The organism is Caulobacter sp. FV1ye13L (assembly GCF_058681155.1).
In genome coordinates this window covers 1,200,250-1,222,347 of record NZ_CM178732.1, presented here as the reverse complement: position 1 = coordinate 1,222,347, position 22,098 = coordinate 1,200,250, and the positions used below count along the sequence as shown (strand labels likewise).

Genomic DNA, 22,098 nt, shown 5'->3' with positions numbered 1-22,098 from the left:
TCCATCTGGACGAGGCCGGCGAGGACCCCCATCGACGTGATCGTCCATGGGGGCTGATTGCGTTTGGAGATTTGGGTTCAAACAGGGTTCGACATGTTCGACGGCCTTACAGAGCGGCTCTCCGGCGTATTCGACCGCCTCGGCGGTCGCGGCGTGCTGTCCGAAAAGGATATCGACGAGGCGCTGCGCGAGGTTCGCGTCGCCCTGCTGGAAGCCGACGTCGCCCTGCCGGTGGTCAAGGACTTCATCAGCAAGGCCAAGGAACTGGCTTCGGGCGAAGCCGTCATCCGCTCGGTCAAGCCGGCCGACCAGGTGGTCAAGATCGTCTATGACGGTCTGGTCGACATGCTGGGCGGCGAAGAGCCCACCGGCCTGAACCTGGCCCTGAACCCGCCGTCGGTGATCCTGATGACCGGCCTGCAGGGCTCGGGCAAGACCACCACCACCGGCAAGCTGGCGCTGCGCCTGTCCAAGACCGAGCGCAAGAAGGTGCTGGTCGCCTCGCTCGACACCCGTCGCCCGGCCGCCATGGAACAGCTGGCCATGCTGGCCAAGCAGGTCGAGGTCGAGAGCCTGCCGATCGTCGCCGGCCAAAGCGCCGTCGACATCGCCAAGCGCGCCATGAGCGCCGCGCGCCTCGGCGGCTACGACGTCCTGATCCTCGACACCGCCGGCCGCACCACGCTGGACGAGGCGATGATGAGCGAAGCGGCGGAAATCGCCCGCATCGCCCAGCCGTCCGAAACCCTGCTGGTCGCCGACAGCCTGACCGGCCAGGACGCGGTCCGCACCGCCAAGGCCTTCCACGAACGCCTGCCCCTGACCGGCCTGATCCTGACCCGCGCCGACGGCGACGGCCGGGGCGGCGCGGCGCTGTCGATGCGCCACGTCACGGGCCTGCCGATCAAGTTCCTGGGCGCCGGCGAGAAGGTCGACGCGCTGGACGTGTTCGACGCCCGCCGCGTGGCCGGCCGCATCCTGGGTCAGGGCGACGTTGTCGCCCTGGTCGAGCGCGCCGCCGCCGATCTGGACCATGCCGAAGCCGAGCGCATGGCCAAGAAACTGGCCAAGGGCCAGTTCGACCTCAACGACCTGTCGTCGCAGCTGTCGCAGATGCAGAAGATGGGCGGCATGCAGGGCATCATGGGCCTGCTGCCCGGCGTCCAGAAGGCCAAGAAGCAGATCGCCGAAAGCGGCATCGACGACAAGGTTTTCCTGCGCCAGCAGGCGATCATCAGCTCGATGACCAAGCTGGAGCGCAAGAAGCCCGACATCCTGGCCGCATCGCGCAAGCGCCGCATCGCGGCCGGCGCCGGGGTCGACGTGGCCGAGGTCAATCGTCTGCTGAAACAGCACCGCCAGATGGCCGACATGTTCAAGGCCATGTCCAAGGACGGCGGCAAGAGCCTGGCCCGGATGGCCGGCATGATGGGCGGCGGCGACATGTCGCGCCTGAAAGCCATGGGTGGCGGCAAGCAGGCCGCGGCCGATCAACAGAATTCCGCGGGAGGCCTGCCGGGTCTTCCCGGTCTCGGCGGTGGCGGCGACGCCAAGCCGAACCTCCTTTCCGGCCTGGGCGGCGGTCTGCCGCCCGGTTTCAACCCGTTCAAGAAATAGAACTCGAACTCAAGGACTACCGATATGCTGAAGATCCGTCTCGCCCGTGGCGGCGCCAAGAAGCGCCCGTACTACTCGATCGTCGTTGCTGACAGCCACTCGCCGCGCGATGGCCGTTTCATCGAAAAGGTCGGCACCTACAACCCGCTGCTCAAGAAGGACGACGCCGCTCGCGTCACCCTGAAGATCGAGTCGATCCAGGCCTGGATCGCCAAGGGCGCCCAGCCGACCGACCGCGTCGCGCGCTTCCTGGCCGCTCAGGGCATCGGCTCGTGGACCCACGGCAACAACCCTGAAAAGGGCGCGCCGGGCAAGAAGGCCCAGGAGCGCATCACCGAGCGCGCTCAACGCGACGAAGACCGCAAGGCCGCCGACGTGAAGGCCGCTGAAGACGCCGCCGCTGCCGCCGTCCAGGCTGCTGAAGACGCCAAGGCCGCTGCCGAAGCTGCTGCCGAAGCCGCCGCCGCTGCCGAAGCCGCTGCTGCCCCGGCCCCGGAGCCGGTTGCTGAAGAAGCCCCCGCCGAAGAAGCCGCTGCCGAAGAGGCTCCGGCCGCTGAAGCCGCCGCTGAAGAGGCTCCGGCCGCCGAAGCTGAAAAGACCGAAGGCTAAGGCCTTTTGCGCTGTCGCCCCGGTCTTCGGATCGGGGCGGCGATGCAACATCTTCGATGAGCACCCCCTCCCCCGCCAACCTGATCCTCGTCGGCCGCGTCTCCGGCGGCTTTGGCGTGCGCGGCGAGGTGAAGATCGCCACCTATACCGAAGAGCCGATGAGCCTGGCCGGCTTCAAGGCGTTGCTGCGCCAGGATGGCTCGCCGGCCCTGACCATCGTCTCGGCGCGCGTGGCCAAGGAAGGCCTCGTCACCCGTTGCAAGGGGATCGAGACCAAGGAGGCCGCCGACGCCCTGCGCGGCCTGCGCCTGTATGTCCCCCGGGCCTCCCTGCCCGAGCCGGACGAGGATGAATTCTATCTGACCGACCTGGTCGGCCTGGCCGTTCGCCACATCTCCGACAATGCCCTGCTGGGTTCGGTCAAGAGCGTGCAGAACTTCGGAGCCGGCGACCTGCTCGAAATCCAGCCCGCCCTCGGCGGCCAGACCTGGTTCCTGCCCTTCACCCGCGCGGCCGTTCCCGACGTGAAGATCCAGGAACGTTTGATCCTCGCCGATCCGCCCGCCTTGGTGGGAGAACCGGAAGGTCCGGTCGAAGAGGCCGACGACAGCGACGGCGCCGAGCGCCACTACGACTGACGACGGCTAGCCCCAGGAGTTCGAGGACATGGCGACCGACGGGAAGTGGCGGGTCACCGCCTCGCGCTATGTTCACAAGGATCGCTGGATCGCCGTTCGGGCCGACGATTGCGTCACCGAAGAGGGCGCGGTGGTCGCCCCCTACTACGTGCTGGACTATCCCGACTGGGTCGAGATCATCGCCCTGGACGCCGCCGACAACGTGCTGCTGGTCAGGCAGTACCGGCATGGCCTGGGCGGGATGTCGATCGAACTGCCCGCCGGCGGCATGGAGCCGACCGACTCCAATCCGCTGCAGGCCGCCAGGCGGGAACTGCTGGAAGAGACCGGATGCGCCGGGGTTCTGACCCTGGTCGGCGAGACGCGGGCCAACGCCGGCACCCATTCCAACCGCACGCACATCGTCCTGGCGCGTCAGGTGGCGAAGGTCGCCGAGCCCAAGGACGACCCGACCGAGCGGATCGAGAGACTCTGGGTCCCGGCCGCCGAGGCGCTGCGCATGGCCCTGGCGGGCGAGTTGACCGTCGGCATGCAGGTCGCCTCACTCCTGCGCTGCCTGGCTCAAGCCGGCGTGGCGTCAATCAGCCTAGCGAACCCGGCAAGATCTTGACCCACATCGGGCATTTCTGCGCCAGCTATACCGAAGGGCCGATGAGCCTGGCCGAAGGGTCGGCGCAAGAAGATTGATCTCGAAATCAATCGGAGAGAGAGTGTTGCAAACAGCACCCTTAAAGCGATTTCGAGCCCGATGCCCGTCGATCTACCCGCCGCCGACGGGGCGTTTGCCCATATCCATCAGATCCGGGGCCAGAGTGTCGTTCTCGACGACGCGATCGCCGCTCTATTCGGTGTCGAGACCCGGCGCCTCAACGAACAGATCCGCCGCAACGCCGCTCGGTTCGAGGGCTATGCCTTCCAACTGACGGCGGGAGAGATCGCCAACTTGATATCGCAAAATGCGACATCAAGTTCCTGGGGCGGCCGGCGCAAGCATCCCTGGGCCTTCACCGAACACGGCGTGGTCATGGCTGCGACCGTTCTGAAATCCGATTCAGCCGTCGCCGCGATGAAGATGGTCGTCGAGGTCTTCGTCAGTGCGCGTCGAAGACAGGATGCCTCACCGCAGATCACCAACGGCGTGAGTGTTGGAAACGGCTTGATCCCCAGGCTGACCCAAGCCATGGCGGCGGTGCTCGACTCGGTGGTGAACCAGCGTCACGGCGCCTCCGTCCGGGAAGAGGCCCAGGACCTGCTGGACCGCTCCATCGCCCATCTGAAGGATCGGCTGTCGCGCGCCGGTCTGGAAAATGAGGAACTCGCAGCCCGGGCGACCAAGCTTCTGGCGGAAGCCGAGGCCAGCAAGGCGACCGCCGCCAAGACCCAAGCCGAGGCCGGCGAAATCGAATTGCGTGTCCTGGCGCGCAAGCTCCAGCTGGTGATCGAGGCCGAGCGCGCGATGACCGGGGGCGATATCGACCGGTTCGTCGGGGTCCTGGAACGGCTGGGCGGTTAGAGCCCGCCTACTTCTTGATCCGCATCAGGCATTCCTGCGCCACCGAGGCCAGAAGTGTGCCGTCCTGGCTGAACATCTGGCCGCGCACCATGCCGCGACCCTGCGAGGCGCTGGGGCTGTCCTGAGCAAACAGGGTCCAGTCATTGAAGTTGAAGGGCCGGTGGAACCACATGGCGTGGTCCAGGCTGGCCGACTGCAGGCCGGGCGTGGTCCAGATCAGGCCGTGGGGACGCAGGGCGCTTTCCATGAAGGCCATGTCAGAGGCATAGGCCAGGGCCGCCTGCTGCATCTTCACATCATCGCCAATCGGGGCGCAGGCCCGCATCCAGACCTCCTTGGTGCCCGATTTCTTCTCGGGCTTGACCGGGTTCTGCGGTTCGACCCAGCGGATGTCGATCGGGCGCGGCTTGTCCAGGAAGCGCAGCATCTTGGGATGCACCTGGTCGCCCAGGCTACGCAGGAAGTCGCCCTCGGTCTGAACATCCTCTGGCGCCGGAGCGGCAGGCATCGGCGACTGGTGCTCAAAGCCCTCCTCGGGCGTCTGGAACGAACAGGCCAGGTTGAAGATCTGCTCGCCATGCTGGATCGCGGCCACCCGGCGGGTGGTGAAGGTGCCGCCGTCGCGGGCGCGCTCGACCTCATAGAGGACCGGAGCGTTCACATCGCCGGGGCGGATGAAATAGGCGTGCAGCGAATGGCAGATCCGCTCGGGCACGGTCTTGTAGGCGGCCAGCAGGGCCTGGGCGATGACGAGGCCCCCGAAGATGCGCGGAAAGCCGTCATTGGGGCTGGTTCCGCGAAACAGGTTCACCTCGATGGCTTCGAGGTCGAGGATGTCGGCGAGGTTTTCGGGCGTCTGCATGGCGATGGGTTATTCCCCAAGCGCCGCCGGGGCAAGACGCGACCTTGCGTCATGTGGTCCTGATCGCCATCGTTTGCGCATGCCGCCACCGATCGTGCACCACCCTGCCTTCCGGGCCGAGATGCCAGTGGGGCATCGGTTTCCGATGGACAAGTTCTCGCGGCTGGCCGCCGTGCTGGAGCGCGAGGGCCTGCCGGGAGCCGATGGATTTCATCTTCCAGAGCCGGTCGATGTCGAAACTCTGCGGCTGGTCCACACGGAAGATTATGTGCGTGGCGTGATCGAGCAGTCGCTGCCCGCCGACATCGTGCGCCGCATCGGCATGCCCAACAGCGAGTCCGTCGCCATCAGGGCGCTAGCCGCGACGGGCGGCACCTTGTTGACGGCCCGGCTGGCGCTGGAGCATGGCATCGCCTGCAACACGGCCGGAGGCAGTCATCACGCCTCTGCTGAGAGCGGGGCGGGTTTCTGCGTGTTCAACGACGTCGCCGTTGCGGCCAGACGCCTGCTGGCCGAGGGCGCGATCGGCAAGGCGCTGGTGGTGGATCTGGATGTGCATCAGGGCGACGGCACGGCGCGGATCTTCGAGGGCGATCCCAGCGTCTTCACGTTCTCGATGCACGCCGAGAAGAACTTTCCGGCCCGCAAGGCGGTCAGCGATCTGGATATTGACCTGGCCGACGGAACCGGCGACGAGGCCTATCTGGCCAGGCTGGCGGAGATCCTGCCGGCGCTGCTGGCGCGCGAGGCGCCGGATCTGGTGTTCTTTAACGCCGGGGTCGATCCACATGCGGATGACAAGCTGGGGCGTCTGTCCCTGAGCGACGACGGCCTGGCGCGGCGCGAGGCGTTCGTTCTGGGCTGTTGTCTGGAAAGGCAGATCCCCGTGGCGGGGGTGATCGGCGGCGGATACGACGCCGACATCGATCGTCTGGCGCATCGTCACGCCCTTCTCCACCGGGCTGCCCGTAAGGCCTTCAAGGCCTGAGGGCGGCAAGCCCGGTGGAGCTATGCGGCGGTCACTTAGAAGCTCGTGGCGAGCGAACCGACGATAACGACGAGCGGCAGAACCGCGAGAACCAGGGTGGCGAAGCCGGCGACGGCGTTGGTCTTGATGGTCATGGTCTTGATCCCTTTTGTTGGCCGCCGCGGTTGTTCGCGTCCGGTGAACAGGGATATAGGCCCGCCGTTTGGTGAATACCCGTTACCTTTGCGTCATGAAGGCTTTTTAAGAAACTTCCAGCCATCAATTAGCATTACATTGGTGTAATTTTATGTGATCGGCACCGGTCGGAGCAATATTTTACTTCGTCCCATACCGCTTCCCACTTCTTTCGCCACGTGAACGGCCGGCCGCAGGACAGGCACGGCTTGGAGGGCAGATCGCCCTTGCGGACGGCCTTGCCGCCATCGCGTCCGCCGCGCGAGGCCCGGCCCCGGGTCATTCCCTCCCCTATTCTTCGGACTGGGCCACCAGGAAGATGCCCCGCAGCGTGGCGATCGGTGCGGCGCGGGTTTCCTGCCAGGCCTCGACATGGACGTTGGCGACCCGCCGGCCCAGTTTCTTGATCGTAGCGCGGGCATAGGTGGTCACCGGCCGGCCCGAGCGCAGATATTCGATCGAGACATCCACCGTGCGCGGCTGGCGCTTCAGCGGCGCGGCCACGGACAACTGGGCCAGGGCCGTCATTTCCATAAAGGCGCCCAGCACGCCGCCATGAATGGCCGGCAGCATTGGATTGCCGACGATGTGGTCGGAGAACGGCAGGATGGCGGTCATCTCGTCGCCGGCCAGTTCGGCGGTGATGCCCAGGAACTTGGCGTAGGGGATCGAACCCAGCACGGCGACCAGGCGGTTGTCGGCGTCGCTCATGCGGCGTCTCCCGTCTTTTTGGCGGCCGGCGGGCCAGAGCGTGAAGGCTTCAGATTGGCCCCGGCCTTCTTGCCGGCGCTGCTGTCGAGCATGAAGGTCGCCTGGGCGGTGGCCACGGGATCTTCCGGGTCGTCCTCGTAGGCGACGGCGCGGACGAAGGCTACCGAGCGGGTGATCTTGTAGCAGTGGGCCCGGGCCATCACGTCGCGACCAGGCTCGGCCGGGCGCATATAGTCGATGCGCAGGTCCAGGGTGGCGATCGAGGTCCAGGTCTCCAGGGCCGCATGCACGGCCTGGCCGCTGGCATGGTCCAGCAGGGTGGTCATCACCCCGCCGGCGATGACGCCGGTCTCGGGGTCGCCGACGATCTCGGGCCGATAGGGCACCTTCAGGATCGCCACAGCGTCGCCGATCTTCAGGGTGGTGAAGCCCAGGGCCCGGGCCTGCGGGCTGCCCTCGTTCATCGCCGTGGCGATCATCCGGGTTTGTTCGTTGTCTTCGCTCATGCGGCTATGATTAGCAGCCCGCGCATTGTCATATCCACTGTGATCAAGCCTGAAGACCTTCTCTGTCCCCGACCCGATGGCCTCTACTGCCCGCCGGGGGACTTCTATATCGACCCGGCCCGCCCCGTGGACCGGGCGGTGATCACCCATGGCCATGCCGACCACGCCCGCGCCGGCCATGGCGTGGTCGCCGCCACGCCCGAGACCCTGGCGATCATGGCCGTGCGCTATGGCGAGGATTTCGCCGGCCGCCGCGAGGTCGTGCCCTATGGCGCCAGCTTTACCCACAACGGCGTCGAGGTGACCCTGGTCCCGGCCGGCCACATCCTGGGCTCGGCCCAGGCCGTGGTGCGCTGGAAGGGCCTGACCATGGTGGTGTCCGGCGACTACAAGCGCCGCCGCGACCCGACCTGCGCGCGGTTCGAACCCGTGCCCTGCGACGTGTTCATCACCGAGGCCACCTTCGGCCTGCCGGTGTTTCGCCACCCCGACGACGCCGGCGAGATCCGCAACCTGCTGGCCAGCGTCGCCCAGTTTCCAGAGCGCACCCATCTGGTCGGCGCCTATGCCCTGGGCAAGGCCCAACGGGTGATCCGGCTGTTGCGCGAGGCCGGCTGGGAGCAGCCGATCTATGTGCATGGCGCCCTGGAGCGGCTGAACGCCCTCTACGAGGATCACGGCGTCGATCTGGGGCCCCTGCTGCCCGCCACCACAGAGCAATCGAAGTCGGCCTTCGCCGGCCAGATCGTCATCGCCCCGCCCTCGGCCATCGCCGACCGGTGGTCGCGCCGTTTCGCCGACCCGGTCGACTGCTTCGCCTCCGGCTGGATGCGCGTGCGGGCCCGGGCCCGGCAGCGGGGCGTCGAGCTGCCGCTGATCCTGTCCGACCACGCCGACTGGGACGAACTGACGGCGACGCTGTCCGAACTGCACCCCGGCGAAGTGTGGATCACCCATGGGCGGGAGGAGGCCCTGCTGCGCTGGTGCGAGCTGGAGGGCCTGCCCGCGCGGGCCCTGCGCCTGGTGGGGTATGACGAGGAGGAGGGCGAGTAGGCCGCAGCTGATTTCGCCCTCTCGGCGGGGCCCGCAACGCCCTGTCTCATCCCGTCCGGCGCAACCCATGCTGCAGATTCCGCGTTCCCCCTCGACCCCAACCTGAACAAGGCTTCATCGAACCGCCGTCAAATGGCCTCGCGACGGCCTTTCGCTCGTCGCTTGGTCAGGGCAAAGGTTGAGTTCAAGGAGACCGCATGACGAAGACCCCGACCACCCGTCGCGCCCTGATCGCCGCCGCCGGCGCCAGCCTGGCCGCCGCTTCGTTCGGCGGATCGGCCCTCGCCCAGTCCAGCGCCCCAAAGGCCGCCGCCCTGACTCCCGAGCAGAAGGGGCTGGTCGACAAGGCCACCGGCTACATCCAGGGCCTGACCTCGGCCAAGGGGCGGTTCATCCAGACCGACCAGCGCGGCACGGTCACGCAAGGCACGCTCCATATGCAGCGTCCGGGCAAGGCGCGCTTTGCCTATGAAGGCCCCTCGGGCCTGCTGGTCGTCAGCAATGGCAATAACGTCAACATCTTCGACAGCCGCCTGAAGACCTTCGAGAGCTATCCGCTCAGCCGCACCCCGCTGGCCCTGCTGCTGGCGCGCGAGGTCCGGCTGGATCGCGGCGTGGTCATCACCGATGTGCGCCGGCTGGCCGACGGCTTCACCATCGTCGCCCAGGACGCCCGGCGTCAGACCCTGGGCCGCATCAGCCTGGATTTCAGCGACGGCCCGGTCTCGCTGATCGGCTGGACGGTCAGCGACGTGAAGGGCGGCCAGATCCGCGTGCGCCTGGTCGATTTCGACAAGACCGGCGATCTGGACCCCAAGCTGTTTGTGCTCACCGACCCCCGCCCGCGCCGCGCCGGCGCCAAGTCCTGAATGTGACATTCACACAACAGGCAAGAATCAACAGCTTTGCCTCTTGACTATTAATTGCGCAGTGGCATATTTAACACGCATGGCGATGAGAGCCCGACCCTCTCCTCGCAAACCGTGCCGGATCCTATCCCCTCCCGGCCGCGGCATGAGAGACCCGACTTTCGCCCGGACGCTTGATGCGTCCGGGCGTTTTTCGTTTCCGGCGGCGTTCAAACCTTTTAGAGCCAAGCCATGCGCCTCCGTATCGCCACCTGGAACGTCAATTCCGTCCGCCTGCGCGCCGAGCAGGTCGCCCGCTTCGTCGATGAGCAGGCCCCCGATGTCCTGTGCCTGCAGGAGATCAAGTGCCAGGAGGCCGAGTTTCCGCGCGAGGCCTTCATCGCTGCCGGTCTGCCACACCTGAAGATCGCCGGCCAAAAGGGCTGGCACGGCGTCGCCATCGCCTCGCGCCAGCCCTTCGAAGACGTCCCGACCCTGATGACCTGTCGCGAGGGCCACGCCCGCTGCGTGGCGGTCAAGGTGGCCGGGGTCGACATCCAGAACTTCTACATCCCGGCCGGCGGCGACACGCCCGACCGGTTCGGCAATCCCAAGTTCGACCACAAGCTGGACTTCTACGAGACCCTGACCGCCGCCCTGAAAAAGCGTGACCCCAGGGACCCGCTGATCGTCACCGGCGACCTCAATATCGCACCAGGCGAGAACGACGTCTGGAGCCATCGCCAGATGTTGAAGGTGGTCAGCCACACGCCGGCAGAGCTGGAAGCCTTCGACGCGATGATCAAGTCGATGGGCCTGCTGGACCTGCCCCGCCTGGCCATCCCGGAACCCGAGAAGCTATTTTCCTGGTGGAGCTATCGCGCCGCCGACTTCCGCAAGTCCAATCGCGGCCTGCGCCTGGACCACATCCTGGCCAGCCCCGGCCTGCGCGACGCGGCCTTTGTGGACGGCAAGGTGTCTGCGAAGGTGCACGACACGGTGCGCGAATGGGAACGCCCCAGCGACCACGCGCCGGTGACGGCGGATCTGAAGCTTTAGAGGGCGGCCCTCAGGGTCGTCACGACGCGTTCGACTGAAAGGGAATAGCATGCGGTTTTCGGCGACATTCTGCGCGGCCCTCGTCCTGGCGGCGGCGTCATCGCCCAGCTGGGCCCAGGACTATTCCCAGTATTCCGACGCCGCGGTCGAGCGCGAACTGGCCGAAAAAGTCGATGTCGAGATGTTCTCGATGGTGCCCATGCGCGACGGCGTTCGCCTGGCCACCAATGTCTATCGCCCCAAGGGCGTGTCGGGACCCCTGCCCACCATCCTGGTCAAGACCCCATACAACGAGCTGAGCTACAAGGCCGGCAGCAGCCGTGCCGCCCTCGACGCGGTCAAGCACGGCTATGCGCTGGTGCTGCAGAACGAGCGCGGCCGGTTCTATTCCGAGGGCGACTGGGAAATCCTGGGTCGGCCCCAGACCGACGGCTACGACACCCTGAGCTGGATCGCCAAGCAGACGTGGTCCAACGGCAAGGTCGGGACGCGCGGTTGCTCGTCGTCGGCCGAATGGCAGCTGGCCCTGGCCGGCCAGAACCACCCCGCTCACGCCGCCATGGTGCCGATGGCCTCGGGCGCCGGCATCGGCAAGGTCGGAGAGTTCCAGGAACAGGGCAACTGGTACACCGGCGGCGTGCCGCGCAGCCTGTTCTTCGTCTGGCTCTACGGCGTCGACAATCCGCTGCGTCCCCAGCCCCCCAAGGGCCTGGATTCCAAGATGATCGCCCGCATCGCCAAGTACAACGACCTGGCGCCCACCAAGCCGCCCGTGAACTGGCCGTCGCAGATCAAGCGCCTGCCCGTCGACGGCATCCTGAAGGACCTGGGCGAGCCGGCCGGCACGTTCGAGCAGCTGATCGGCCACGACGGCCCGGCTGACCCAGCCTGGCGCAAGGGCGGCCTCTATCACGACGACAAGGGCTGGGGCGTCCCGGCGCTGTGGTTCAATTCCTGGTACGATGTCTCGATCGGCCCGAACATGGCCCTGTTCAACCACGCCCGCGCGGTGAATTCGGACAAGGAGGCCAGCGCCAACCAGTTCGTGGTGGTCACCCCCACCAACCACTGCGCCTACAGCGCCAAGGTGTTGACCGGACCCTATACGTCGGGCGATCGGGCCCTGGGCGAGATCAATTTCGACGCCGACAAGGAGGTCTATGCCTTCTTCGACCGCTGGCTCAAGGGCGACACGGCGGCCTTCCCGTCGACCACCCCGCCGGTCCGCTACTACGCGATGGGCGCCAACAGCTGGAAGCAGGCGGCCCAGTGGCCGCCGGAAAACAGCGCCCCGATGCGCCTGTATCTTCGCTCGAAGGGACGGGCCAACGGTCTGAACGGCGACGGCCAGCTCAGCGCGACGCCGCCCAGCGGGGCCGAACAGCCTGATCGCTATGTCTATGATCCCGCCAACCCCGTTCAGACGATCGGCGGCGGCGACTGCTGCAACGGCGGCCTGGTCACCGCCGGCGCCTTCGACCAACGGGTCATCGAGGCCCGCGACGACGTGCTCGTCTATACCAGCGAGCCGCTGACCGACGCGATGGAGGTGACGGGCTTCGTCCGCGCCGTGCTGAAAGTGTCCTCGGACGCCAAGGACACCGATTTCGCCGTCAAGCTGGTCGATGTGGCGCCGGACGGCACGGCCTATATCCTGGGCGACACCATCATGCGCGCCCGCTATCGCGACGGCTACGAGACGCCGAAGATGATGACCCCGGGCGCGGTGCACGCGATCAAACCCACGCCCATCACCACCAGCAACACCTTCCTGCCCGGCCATCGCATCCGGGTCGAGATCACCTCGTCCAACTTCCCCAAGTTCACCCGCAACCTCAACACCGGGGGCGACAACGAAAGCGACACCGCCTTCGTGGTGGCCCGCAATGCGATCCACCACGCGCCGGGCGAGGAATCCTATATCGAGCTGCCGGTCGTGAAGTCGAAATAAGCCGCCCTGGCCTCTCGTTCTGGCAAAATCCGGAACGGGAGGCGATCGGGGAGGAAGGCCTGAACGATGGGCCGGCTGGCGGCGAATGGGAACGCCCCAGTGACCACGCGCCGGTGACAGCGGAACTGAGGGTCTAAAGGCGCCCGTCGAAAGGACTTCCGGCGAACGCGTTCCGGAAACCTTCCCCCAGCTTGAGGGTCTTCTGGTCGGTTGGCGGACGCTCGCGCGCAAGGCTCTGCACGATCTCGACGGCCTCGGCGATGACGGGATTCCAGTCGCGCGGACGCGCCTGCCGGATCAGATGAACCGAGGCGTACCAGGGCAGGCTGGAGCCACTCTTCATGTAACGCCACTCGGCGTTCTGGGGCAGCAGCGCGATGCAGGGCTTGCCCATGGCGCCGGCCAGATGGACCGTCGCGTTCTGGACCGAAATCACAAGATCCAAGGTCCCGATCAGGTCGGCGAAGTCCTGAAAGTCCAGCAGGTCTTCCGGCGGAAAGTGGCGAATGGGCGAGGCCAGGGTGGCGTTCACCTGTTCGATCTCGGCGGTGACGTCGCCATACTGAAGGCTGACAATCTGGCAGTCCGGCAAGTCAAGCAGGCCGCGCAGGGCTTCCAGCTCGACAGACCGTTCCGCTCGCCCGGTCTGCGGGACCCCGCCGCGCCACGAGATGCCCACCCTCAGGCCGGCGGGACGTTCACCCAGCCGCGTCGCCCAATGTGACACCCCGGCCGGCTTCGCCTTGAGATAGGGACGCGCAGGGAAGTCGGCCGCGACCCTGCGAAAGGCCGCCCCTAGGCTGCTCATCGCGAGCAGAACGTCCACGGCCCCGCTGTCGATCTGCGCGCCACTCGGATGAACGAACGATACGCCCGGGAAAGCGTTCTGCAGCACAGACATCAGGCGCGGCTCGCACAGACAGACGATGCTCTTGGCCACAAGCTGAAGGTCCGCGATCATGCTGGCGAACATCACCTGGTCGCCAATGCCCTGGTCACCCATCAGCAGCACGCGCTTGCCGACAAGGTCCGCGATTGTCGGGGCGGTCTTCAGCAGCGGAACAAGGGCCATCGGAACGACGCCGCGCGTCTGGGCAAGGTCGTCCGATCGCCAGCGCGCCTCGTAGTCGGGCCAACCCAGGGCGAAATCGCCACTGGCCAGCCTGAGAAGTCCGCGTTGGTACAGCGGGACGGTCGAGTCCGGCCGCAAGAGGGCTGCCTGATCGAAATAGGCCAGGGCCTGTTCGCTTTCGCCCAGCACACGATGCATCTTGCCCAGGCGCACCAGGGTGTCGAAGGCGACGGTGTCGTCCTGCAGGGCCTCTGCATAGGCTTCGATCGCCTCCCGCTGGCGGCCGGAATTGGCCAGGGAGTCGCCGCGCAACTGCCACGCCGCGCCGAAGGCCGCATTTCTGGCCAGCGCTGTGTCGGCTATGGCCAGGGCGTCATCATAGCGGCCTTGCAGCTGGAGAATCCGGCCCAGGATCCAGAGGGGCTGGGGCGCCGCTGGAGCGAAACGATGGGCTTTTCGCGCCAGGGTCTCGGCTTCCTGGACCTGGCCAGCGGCCTCCAACTGGCTCGCGAGGGCGAGGAGGGCTTCCAGGTCCCGCGGATTCTTCAGCAGGCGGCGGCGCAGCAGATTGGTGGCCTTGCGCGGATCAGCCTCCGGCATCGGACCTCGCGACGCTCACGGTGCGGGCCAGGGCCTCGCGCCATTCGTCGGCATAGTCGCAATCGGCGTATTCCGCAAAATAGGGCCCGCCACGCGTGAAGTGCGCGATCTTCGCTGTCGGAATGTGCGGGTATTCGCCCACCAGCCAGTTCCATTCCAGAGGCAAGGCTCCGATCTGCGCGTCGCTTTCCAGCCAGCGGAACTGGTGCAGGTCCAGGCCGCTGGCGGTGTTGACATAGTCGGGTGTCAGGGCCTGGCAGCGCGCGTTATTGAACAGGACCACGCTGGACCAGTTCTTCTTGGAATAGGGCAGTTGCACGTTGCCCAGAAACTTCTCGCGGTCGCGGGGCTCGTATTCGTGCTGCGCCACGATCACCGCGAAACGATCATCGGCCAGGGCGAAAAGCTCGGCGATATCGGCCCTCACCAGCATGTCGCAGTCCATGAACAGCGACCAGCCCTCGTAGCCTGACAGATAAGGGGTCAGGAACCGGCTGAACGAAAAATCGGTGGATTGCTGCCTTATGCGAGGCCTGTCGTGCAGCCGACCCAGCGTCGACAGCGCGATCGGCACGATCCGGATCGGGCGGGACGCGTGATCGACAAGGCTCTGGCAGAGGGCGTGATAGGCGACGCGCTCGGCGATGTCGTAACCGATATAGATGTCCAGCGTGGGGGGAGGTGACAACCGAGGCTCCAGGCGCGGCGCTGCGGGCAAGGTCTTCCCGAAACGGAGCTAACCTTTTAGCGCCGGCGAACAAAACACCAAGATGATTTGGCTCCCTAAGGACGGAAGGCCCCGGATTGGGCCGGGCCATGTCCCCGTCGCCGAACGATCAACGCCGACAGATAGCTCTCCATCAGCAGCACGAACTCGTCCTCCAGCGCGGCCGGCGACAGGTTGAGATCGGGTTCGGCTGCGGCGGCGCGCAGCAGGCCGGCGACCGCATGGGTCAGGACGAACAGGGACTCCGGCGAAAGGTCGAGGTTCAGTTCGGCCCGGCCGCCGATCGCCGCCAGGAAGGCCTGGTGGTGATGGGCCATCACCGCGTCGCCGCCGCGATCGAACAGGGCGTCCAGCAGCACCTTGCGGGTTTCGGGCGAGCCCTCGAAGGTGGTCATCAGGGCCTGGACGATCGGCCGGACGCTGCCCAGTTGCGGGGCCGCGATCAGGGTCTGGGCGATCTTGCCGCGCGCGGCCTCGGCCCGGCGCTGGGCCATGGCCGCCAGGATCTCCGCCTTGCCGCTGAAATACTGATACAGGGTGCCGATGCTGACCCCGGCGCGCTGGGCGATGTGGTTGGTGGTCAGGCTCTCCAGACCGCCGGCCTCCAGAAGTTGAAAGGTCGCGTCGAAGATCGCCTCGACCGTGACCTCGGCCCGGGCCTGACGGGGCGTTCTCCTAGACTTTTCCGTCACTTGCCGGCTTCCTTCGCGCGACGACCGCTCGCCGGGCAAGGCGAGTAGAAACATGAGCAATGCTTACATAACCTGACATCCTGGGCGAGGGGCCATCCGTCGCAAGGGATTTCGAGCATGAACGGCACGATCGAACAGGTCCGCGCCCGGGTCGCCGACCAGAAGACCCGACAGCCGGAACTCTATGGCGGCATCGACTTCACCGTGACGCCCGAGCGGTTCACCCAAGATCCCGCCGACAGCATCGCGCCGCGCACCGTCAAGGGCGCCGAGCCGACGGCGGAACATTTCGATCTGGTGCGGGCCTACACCCTGCTGGGCGACCGGGTGGCCGACGCCTATGCCGGCCTGATGCCGCAGCACGGGTTCCGGGGCCTGATCGCCATGTTGACCAAGGCCTGTGACGAGGGACTGGAGGCCGTGCCCGACGCCCCGCCCGAGCTGGTCGCCTTCATCCGCAACATGGAGCAGGTTCCCGACTGGGTCGACATGGATCTGGTGCGCGAGGGCGCGCGGCTGGACCGCAACGCCGCCGCCAACCTGTCGCCCTTCGCCATCCGGGGGGCGTTCGTCGCCACCTTCATGAACAAGTATGCGGCCCTGCCCATGGCCCTGACCGGAACCTTGGGCCACGAGACCGCTGCGCGGCGGGTCAATGAAACCGCCAGCTTCTTCACCACCACCCTGTTGCCCGACGCTCTGGAGCGGCATGGCGCCGGCTTCAAGGCCGCGGCCATGGTGCGGCTGATGCATTCGATGGTGCGGTTCAACGCCCTGCGTCGGCCCGGCGCCTGGGATTCGAAGGTGTACGGCGTGCCGATCCCGCAGGTCGACCAGATGCCGGCCGGCCTGATCCCGATCTTCCTGCTCAGCTACAAGCTGCTGGCCCGGGGTCGCACCACCTTCACCCCGGCCGAGCGGGCCCGGGTCGAGCTGAGCCGCTATCGCTGCTATCTTCTGGGCCTGCCCGAGGACCTGCTGGCCGACACGCCGGTCGGCGTGGTCCAGACCATGACCGCCCGCAACCAGACCCTGCGCCGGGGCTTCGACGACGAAACCTGCGGCGCCCTGGTCCGCGCCACGCTCGCGGCCTATCTGCCGCCCGACCGTTCATGGCGAAATCGCCTGTTCGACACGGTCGAGCGCGGCTTCGCCAAGGTGTTCTTCCTGCGCCAGTTCATGGGCGGCGACGTCGCGGCGGCGGCCCGGATGGGGGTGCGGATCACGACCGGCGACCGGGCCCTGTTCCTGCTGGCCGCAGTGATCGTCACCAGCCGCATGGCGGCCTATGACCTGGCGCTGAAGATCCCGGGCCTGCGGGGTCTGGCCGACCGCGACCTGGTCGCTCAGCTGCGCCGGCACCTGGTTCGCTATGGCCACGCCGAATTTACGACCGACGCGGCGCAGTACCGGCCCACCACGAGTGACCAGCGCGAAATCGCGCTTCCAAGGGGCGATGGCGCAGCGCCTCCCGGCCAAAGCGGGGATGGTGGGGTGACACCGTTCGGCGCGAAGGTAGGCGAGGCGCGCCGATAGGTCCTCCCCTTGATGGGGGAGACGATCACGAAGTGATCTGTGGGGGGCGGGAGCCTTTCCAATAGAACACCGTCATTCCCGCCCTTGTGGCGGGAACCTCTCGTACCACCGCAGGTGCGGGAGGGGCGAAGTGCGCGCGCACTTCGCTTGCGCCTCACGTGAGAGCTGAACCAGCGGTTCCCGCCACAAGGGCGGGAATGACGGAGGTATAGGGACAAACGGCGCTCAATCCCCGTACTTTTCCAAACAGAACCCAGCCCGATCAACGGCTTGTAAAATAGTTGATCGCGCCAATCCTCGGCGCTCAAACCTCCCGCATAATCACAGCTGTCCCCGTCGCAGGGGGAGGGCGCCTGGTACCGGCCCAAAGCGGCGATGGGGATGGAGCTGAGCGGGGCCGCGACGCCCTGGAAGGCGGGTCGAGGTGTGCGGGCTGTCTCAGAAGGACGGACCAAACGCTGAGTGGCTCGTCGGCCGGGTGAGCGCGGGTCGAAGAGGGCGAGGGATCGTAAACCCGCCTATCGCGCATCGTCGGCGTCGAGACGGTTAGCCGATTGACGGGATGCGCGCCCGTACGGGGGCTCTTGGGTATCAGAGCTGAAAGACGCTCGCTTGGCCCAATCCTCACGCAAGAACAGCTTCTGCGAAGCGGACAGGTCGAGCCGAAACGCACAAAACACATCACGGTCATCCGGGTTCGTCCCGGCCGCTTCGCGCCTCCCCGACCCCTTCAGTGGCTGATGCCGCATGAGGCTGAGAGCCTGTGTCCGCCAGATAGATGCTCCCCCCTCCGGGGGAGCTGTCGCGGAGCGACTGAGGGGGCTAGCTGGACGCTGGCCGCGTTGCCCCCTCCGACCCTACGGGCCACCTCCCCCAGAGGGGGAGGATCTATTGCGTCAGCTCAACCAGACCCAGCTTCACCCACACGGCCTTGTCCTTCAGGGTCGACTGGATCCATTCGACATGCACCGCGCGCTCGGCCTCGGTGGATCGGGGGGCCAGCGGACGAGGCCGGGCGCCATAGGCGCCAGCCTGCAGCTGGGCGGTCATTTCGGCGGTGACCACCGCCGTCAGTTCCAGGGCGCGTTCCTTGCCGCCCTGCAGTTCCAGATAGACCTCGGCCAGCAGATGGGCGTCGATCAGCGCCCCGTGCTTGTCGCGGCTTTCAAGGCTGATCTTGTAGCGTTTGCACAGGGCGTCGAGCGAATTGTACATGCCCGGAAAGCGCTTCTTGGCCATGGCCAGGGTATCGACCCAGCGGACCTCGGGCAGGGCGGGCCGGCCGCACTTTTCCAGCTCGAAATTGACGAAGCTTCGGTCGAAGGCGGCATTGTGAGCCACAACGACGGAGTCGCCGACGAACTCCAGGAACTTGTCGGCGATGGCCTCGAACCGCGGCTTGCCGGTCAGAAACTCGATCGACAGGCCGTGAACCTTCTGGGCCTCGGCCGGCATGTCGCGCAGCGGATCGCAATATTCGTGGAACGAGCGGCCGGTCGGCATGAAGTCGACCACCTCGATACAGCCGATTTCGACCAGGCGATCGCCGGTCTTCGGATCAAAACCGGTGGTTTCGGTGTCGAGGATGATTTCCCGGGCCATGGCGATTCAATGGGCCGGTTCGGCGGCCCCTTCAAGTCACGCAGGTTGTCGCAGGGTCGCCAGGATCTGACGAACCTGTTGATGGGCGTGCTCCAGCCCCTGGCCAGTGTCGATCACGAAGTCGGCCCGGGCCCGCTTCTCGGCGTCGGGCAGCTGGCGGGCCAGGATGGCGTCCAGCTTGGCCGCGTCCATGCCGGGCCGGGCCAGGACGCGCTGGCGCTGGACCTCGGCCGGGGCCGAGACCACCACCACCTTGTGGACCCGCTTGTCGCCGCCGGTCTCATACAGCAGGGGCACGTCCAGCACGACGATGTCCTTGCCGTCAGCCGCCGCCTTTTCGAAAAAGCCGATCCGGTCGGCGCCGACCAGCGGATGGACGATGGCCTCCAGCCTCTTCAGGGCTTCGGGGTCGCCCATCACGAAGGCGCTCAGCCGGGTCCTGTCGATGGCCCCGTCAACCACCACGCCGGGAAAGGCCGCCTCGACCGGGGCCACGGCCGCGCCGCCGACCGCGTAGAGCGCATGCACAGCGCCGTCGGAATCATAGACGGGTACGCCCTCCGCCTCGAACATCGCCGAGGTGGTCGACTTGCCCATGCCGATGGAGCCGGTAAGGCCGACGATGATCATGGTTCAGGCCTCGCCCAGCAGGTTCAGCGCCAGGCCGCGCACGTCAACCGACGCCGGCGGGGCCTGGCCATAAAAGGCTTCAAAGGACGGGACGGCCTGGCGCAACAGCATTTCCAGGCCATCCACCGTGCGCCGGCCCAGGGCGTCGGCGCGCTGCAGAAATTCGGTGCGCAGCGGCTTGTAGACCATGTCCATCACCACCGCCTGTGCGGGGGTCAGCGCCAGGGGCGCCACGGGGCCCTCGCCGCCGCCCAGGCCCAGCGAGGTGGCGTTGATGATCAGACCCGCGTCGGCCAGCAGATCGGGCAGGGCGGCCTCGTCGGCGGCGATCACCTTGGCGCCGAACGCCGTGGCCAGCGCTTCGGCCCGGGCCAGGGTGCGGTTGACGATTCGCACCTGCGGTGCGCCCGCCAGCAGCAGGGCCGCGACCGCGCCCCGCGCCGCGCCGCCGGCGCCCAGGACCACGACCGGGGCCGCAGTGACATCGAAGCCCGGCGCCTGGACGGCGATCGCCGCCAACAGGCCGGGGCCGTCGGTATTGTCGGCCCGGATCGTTCCGTCAGCCTCGAAGATCAGCAGGTTGGCGGCGCCGGCCATGCGGGCCAGGTCACTGGCAGTATCAGCCGCCGCCAGGGCGCGTTCTTTGAAGGGGATGGTGACGTTCAGGCCGCGAACAGCTCCGCCGCGCAGCCCGTCGATAAAGGCTTCGAAGCGATCTTCGGCCGGGGCGAAGGGCACATAGGCGGCGTCGAGGCCGGCGGCCGCGATCCAGGCATTGTGGATCACTGGGCTCATCGAGTGCTTGATCGGCGCGCCGCAGACGCCGGCCACCACCGCCGCGCCGCTGAGGGTCGAACTCATGCCTCGAGGGCTCCATGAAGACGCAGGAAGTCCAGCAGCCCCACCAGCGGCAGGCCCAGAATGGTGAAGTAGTCGCCGTCGATGGCGTCGAACAGCTGCACGCCTTCGCTCTCAAGCTCGTAGCAGCCGACGCAGTGCAGGATGTGCTCGCCGCGCCGCGCCAGATAGCCGTCCAGCCAGGCGTCGCTGAACGGGCGGACGGAAAGCTTGGCGCTCTGCACCACCCGCCAGATCGGCTTGCCGTCGCGGGCGACGACCACGGCCGAATGCAGTTTGTGGCTCTGGCCGCGCAGGTCCAGCAGCAGGGCGCGGGCCTGGTCCAGGGTCTCGACCTTGTCGATCAGCCGGCCGGCGAAATCCAGGGTCTGGTCGGCGCCGATCACCAGGCCGGGCCGCTTAGTCGAGACCTTGACCGCCTTCAGCTCGGCCAGGGCGTCGGCGACCTCGCGGGGGCTGGCGCCCTCGGCCAGCAGCCCAGCCTTGGTCGCCTCTTCATCCACGCCGGCGAGGACGGCTTCGAACACGATCCCGGCGTTGCGCAGGATCGCCTGGCGGGCCGAACTCTTGGAGGCCAGGGTGACCGGGGTGCGGCTCATCCCAGAACCTCGACCTGGCCGCGACCGCCCGACAAAAGGTTGATGATCGCCGCCGCCGTTTCTTCCACCGAGCGGCGGGTCACGTCGATGATCGGCCAGCCCATCTTCTCGAACAGGCGGCGGGCGGCGATGATCTCGCTGCGCACCGCGTCGGTGTCGATATAGTCGCTCTCGCGGTTTTCCTTCAGCGACAGCAGCCGGTTGCGGCGGATCTGGATCAGCCGGTCGGGCGAGGTCATCAGGCCGACGATCAGGGTGTTTTTCAGCTCGAACAGCTCGGTGGGCGGCGGGCGGCCCGGGACCAACGGCACATTGGCGGCCCGCACCCCGCGATGGGCCAGATAGATGCAGGTTGGGGTCTTGGACGTGCGCGAGACGCCCACCAGGATCACATCGGCCTGGGTCAGGTCCTGGCCGCCCTGGCCGTCATCATGGGCGATGGCGTAGTCCAGGGCCTCAATGCGGTCGAAATAGTCGTTGTTGAGCGCGTGCTGCGCGCCCACCCGCGTGGAGATCCGCGCGCCCAGATAGCGCGACATGGCGCTGACCACGGGGTCCAGGGCGGCGATGCAGGGCATTTCCAGCCGCCGGCAGCCTTCCTCCAGCGCCGAGCGCAGGTTGGGATCGATGATGGTGTGCATCACCACCCCCGGCGCGCCGGCGATCTCTTCCAGCGCCCGGTCAAGCTGACGGGTGGAGCGGACCAGGGCGTAGATGTGTTCGATCGGCAGGATGTCGGTGAAGCGGGCGCAGACGGCCCGGGCCATCGCGTTGAGGGTTTCACCGGTCGAATCCGACACCAGGTGAATATGGAAATAGGTCGCGAAGCGCGGCGCCGGGCGATCTTCGCCAAGCCCTCCGGCCGAAGCTTCCTGTGGATCATCCGTTAACGGTTGCTTAACCACTTGGCCTGCCTCTGGGGACGCGTGGGCGCCAAAGCCGTCCCGAAGCGTCATGTCATGGCGCCGCTGTGATCAACGGCCATATTGACCGCGTAACATCCCCAAGCCGAAGCCGCATCCCTGGATATTGGATCATCGCCATCCCATGTCCGGGGACGAATGGTTAACGAGGTCTGAAGGACGGCGAGGCGCGTTAAGAGTTCATTAAGGAACCTAAGGCCCTAGCCATCCATCCCCATGATTAACAGGGCGCCGTCCCCATGTGGGGGATCATGGGCATAAGCCGGGATGGCATGTGCGACAAGACCATGACGGAGCGGTTTTCCCCAGTTCCCACTTGCCCTGCCTCTC

23 protein-coding genes and 2 pseudogenes are annotated in these 22,098 nt (G+C 66.8%); 12 read left to right on the top strand and 13 right to left on the bottom strand.

What is annotated here, in order from left to right; genetic code table 11:
* Nucleotides 1-93: 93 nt before the first annotated feature.
* From ffh to ACW176_RS05660, 5 genes are all read left to right on the top strand, one after another.
* Nucleotides 94-1,617, top strand: a complete 1,524-nt coding sequence (gene ffh / locus ACW176_RS05680; protein ID WP_492111211.1) for a signal recognition particle protein — start codon at nt 94-96, stop codon at nt 1,615-1,617.
* Nucleotides 1,618-1,641: 24 nt separating this feature from the next.
* Nucleotides 1,642-2,226, top strand: a complete 585-nt coding sequence (gene rpsP, locus ACW176_RS05675; RefSeq protein ID WP_492111210.1) for a 30S ribosomal protein S16 — start codon at nt 1,642-1,644, stop codon at nt 2,224-2,226.
* Nucleotides 2,227-2,282: 56 nt separating this feature from the next.
* Nucleotides 2,283-2,864, top strand: a complete 582-nt coding sequence (rimM, locus tag ACW176_RS05670; protein WP_305305158.1) for a ribosome maturation factor RimM — start codon at nt 2,283-2,285, stop codon at nt 2,862-2,864.
* Between the two features lie 28 nt (nt 2,865-2,892).
* Nucleotides 2,893-3,474: an NUDIX hydrolase gene (locus tag ACW176_RS05665; RefSeq protein WP_492111209.1), complete on the top strand. Its 582-nt coding sequence runs from the start codon at nt 2,893-2,895 to the stop codon at nt 3,472-3,474.
* Nucleotides 3,475-3,612: 138 nt separating this feature from the next.
* Nucleotides 3,613-4,377 carry an ORF6N domain-containing protein gene (locus ACW176_RS05660; RefSeq protein WP_492111208.1) on the top strand — a complete coding sequence of 255 codons (765 nt, stop codon included), beginning with the start codon at nt 3,613-3,615 and terminating at the stop codon, nt 4,375-4,377.
* 7 nt (nt 4,378-4,384) lie between these two features.
* On the opposite strand, the gene ACW176_RS05655 is transcribed toward ACW176_RS05660, so the two are convergent.
* Nucleotides 4,385-5,239 carry an acyl-CoA thioesterase gene (locus ACW176_RS05655; protein WP_492111207.1) on the bottom strand — a complete coding sequence of 285 codons (855 nt, stop codon included), beginning with the start codon at nt 5,237-5,239 and terminating at the stop codon, nt 4,385-4,387.
* 79 nt (nt 5,240-5,318) lie between these two features.
* On the opposite strand from ACW176_RS05655, the gene ACW176_RS05650 reads away from it, so the two are divergent.
* Nucleotides 5,319-6,227, top strand: coding sequence for a histone deacetylase family protein (locus ACW176_RS05650; RefSeq protein WP_492111880.1), 909 nt, complete (start codon nt 5,319-5,321; stop codon nt 6,225-6,227).
* A 35-nt stretch (nt 6,228-6,262) separates the two neighbouring features.
* On the opposite strand, the gene ACW176_RS05645 is transcribed toward ACW176_RS05650, so the two are convergent.
* From ACW176_RS05645 to ACW176_RS05630, 4 genes are all read right to left on the bottom strand, one after another.
* A complete protein-coding gene (locus ACW176_RS05645) occupies nt 6,263-6,361 on the bottom strand; it encodes a hypothetical protein (protein ID WP_419319347.1) in 99 nt (32 codons plus the stop codon).
* A gap of 134 nt (nt 6,362-6,495) precedes the next feature.
* A complete protein-coding gene (locus ACW176_RS05640) occupies nt 6,496-6,684 on the bottom strand; it encodes a DUF2256 domain-containing protein (protein ID WP_492111206.1) in 189 nt (62 codons plus the stop codon).
* Nucleotides 6,685-6,692: 8 nt separating this feature from the next.
* Nucleotides 6,693-7,112 (bottom strand): PaaI family thioesterase, encoded by a 420-nt coding sequence (locus tag ACW176_RS05635; RefSeq protein ID WP_419319346.1) that lies wholly within the window; start codon nt 7,110-7,112, stop codon nt 6,693-6,695.
* Nucleotides 7,109-7,618: a PaaI family thioesterase gene (locus ACW176_RS05630; protein WP_419319345.1), complete on the bottom strand. Its 510-nt coding sequence runs from the start codon at nt 7,616-7,618 to the stop codon at nt 7,109-7,111. Before ACW176_RS05630 ends, ACW176_RS05635 begins: the two co-directional genes overlap by 4 nt.
* A gap of 25 nt (nt 7,619-7,643) precedes the next feature.
* Here ACW176_RS05630 and ACW176_RS05625 point away from each other — a divergent pair.
* The 4 genes and pseudogenes from ACW176_RS05625 to ACW176_RS05610 all read left to right on the top strand — a co-directional run bounded on the left by ACW176_RS05625 (nt 7,644) and on the right by ACW176_RS05610 (nt 12,529).
* Nucleotides 7,644-8,671: pseudogene (locus tag ACW176_RS05625) on the top strand (ligase-associated DNA damage response exonuclease).
* A 197-nt stretch (nt 8,672-8,868) separates the two neighbouring features.
* Nucleotides 8,869-9,540 carry an outer-membrane lipoprotein carrier protein LolA gene (locus ACW176_RS05620; protein ID WP_419319344.1) on the top strand — a complete coding sequence of 224 codons (672 nt, stop codon included), beginning with the start codon at nt 8,869-8,871 and terminating at the stop codon, nt 9,538-9,540.
* A 231-nt stretch (nt 9,541-9,771) separates the two neighbouring features.
* Complete coding sequence (xth, locus tag ACW176_RS05615; protein ID WP_492111205.1) at nt 9,772-10,578, top strand: exodeoxyribonuclease III; 807 nt, start codon at nt 9,772-9,774, stop codon at nt 10,576-10,578.
* A gap of 49 nt (nt 10,579-10,627) precedes the next feature.
* Nucleotides 10,628-12,529 (top strand): CocE/NonD family hydrolase, encoded by a 1,902-nt coding sequence (locus ACW176_RS05610; protein ID WP_492111204.1) that lies wholly within the window; start codon nt 10,628-10,630, stop codon nt 12,527-12,529.
* A 133-nt stretch (nt 12,530-12,662) separates the two neighbouring features.
* On the opposite strand, the gene ACW176_RS05605 is transcribed toward ACW176_RS05610, so the two are convergent.
* From ACW176_RS05605 to ACW176_RS05595, 3 genes are all read right to left on the bottom strand, one after another.
* Nucleotides 12,663-14,201 (bottom strand): hypothetical protein, encoded by a 1,539-nt coding sequence (locus ACW176_RS05605; protein WP_492111203.1) that lies wholly within the window; start codon nt 14,199-14,201, stop codon nt 12,663-12,665.
* The gene (locus tag ACW176_RS05600) at nt 14,188-14,889 is read right to left on the bottom strand and encodes a hypothetical protein (protein WP_492111202.1); all 702 of its coding nucleotides are present in this window, start codon (nt 14,887-14,889) and stop codon (nt 14,188-14,190) included. Before ACW176_RS05600 ends, ACW176_RS05605 begins: the two co-directional genes overlap by 14 nt.
* Nucleotides 14,890-14,984: 95 nt before the next feature.
* Nucleotides 14,985-15,620, bottom strand: coding sequence for a TetR/AcrR family transcriptional regulator (locus ACW176_RS05595; RefSeq protein ID WP_492111201.1), 636 nt, complete (start codon nt 15,618-15,620; stop codon nt 14,985-14,987).
* Between the two features lie 117 nt (nt 15,621-15,737).
* Here ACW176_RS05595 and ACW176_RS05590 point away from each other — a divergent pair, with 117 nt between their 5' ends.
* Nucleotides 15,738-17,156: an oxygenase MpaB family protein gene (locus ACW176_RS05590; RefSeq protein ID WP_492111200.1), complete on the top strand. Its 1,419-nt coding sequence runs from the start codon at nt 15,738-15,740 to the stop codon at nt 17,154-17,156.
* Nucleotides 17,157-17,195: 39 nt separating this feature from the next.
* A pseudogene (locus ACW176_RS05585) lies at nt 17,196-17,359 on the top strand (hypothetical protein); the annotation flags it as partial.
* A 685-nt stretch (nt 17,360-18,044) separates the two neighbouring features.
* Here ACW176_RS05585 and dnaQ read toward each other — a convergent pair.
* Genes dnaQ through ACW176_RS05560 form a run of 5 tightly spaced genes read right to left on the bottom strand, consistent with a single transcriptional unit; the run spans nt 18,045 to nt 21,750 of the window.
* Nucleotides 18,045-18,758, bottom strand: coding sequence for a DNA polymerase III subunit epsilon (gene dnaQ / locus ACW176_RS05580; protein ID WP_492111199.1), 714 nt, complete (start codon nt 18,756-18,758; stop codon nt 18,045-18,047).
* A gap of 36 nt (nt 18,759-18,794) precedes the next feature.
* Complete coding sequence (coaE, locus tag ACW176_RS05575; RefSeq protein ID WP_492111198.1) at nt 18,795-19,388, bottom strand: dephospho-CoA kinase; 594 nt, start codon at nt 19,386-19,388, stop codon at nt 18,795-18,797.
* A 3-nt stretch (nt 19,389-19,391) separates the two neighbouring features.
* On the bottom strand, nt 19,392-20,249 hold the full coding sequence (gene aroE, locus ACW176_RS05570; RefSeq protein WP_492111197.1) for a shikimate dehydrogenase: 858 nt from the start codon (nt 20,247-20,249) through the stop codon (nt 19,392-19,394).
* Nucleotides 20,246-20,845, bottom strand: coding sequence for a Maf family protein (locus ACW176_RS05565; RefSeq protein ID WP_492111196.1), 600 nt, complete (start codon nt 20,843-20,845; stop codon nt 20,246-20,248). The genes aroE and ACW176_RS05565 overlap by 4 nt, the downstream gene beginning before the upstream one ends.
* Nucleotides 20,842-21,750: a pyruvate, water dikinase regulatory protein gene (locus tag ACW176_RS05560; RefSeq protein ID WP_419319333.1), complete on the bottom strand. Its 909-nt coding sequence runs from the start codon at nt 21,748-21,750 to the stop codon at nt 20,842-20,844. The genes ACW176_RS05565 and ACW176_RS05560 overlap by 4 nt, the downstream gene beginning before the upstream one ends.
* Nucleotides 21,751-22,098 lie beyond the last annotated feature (348 nt).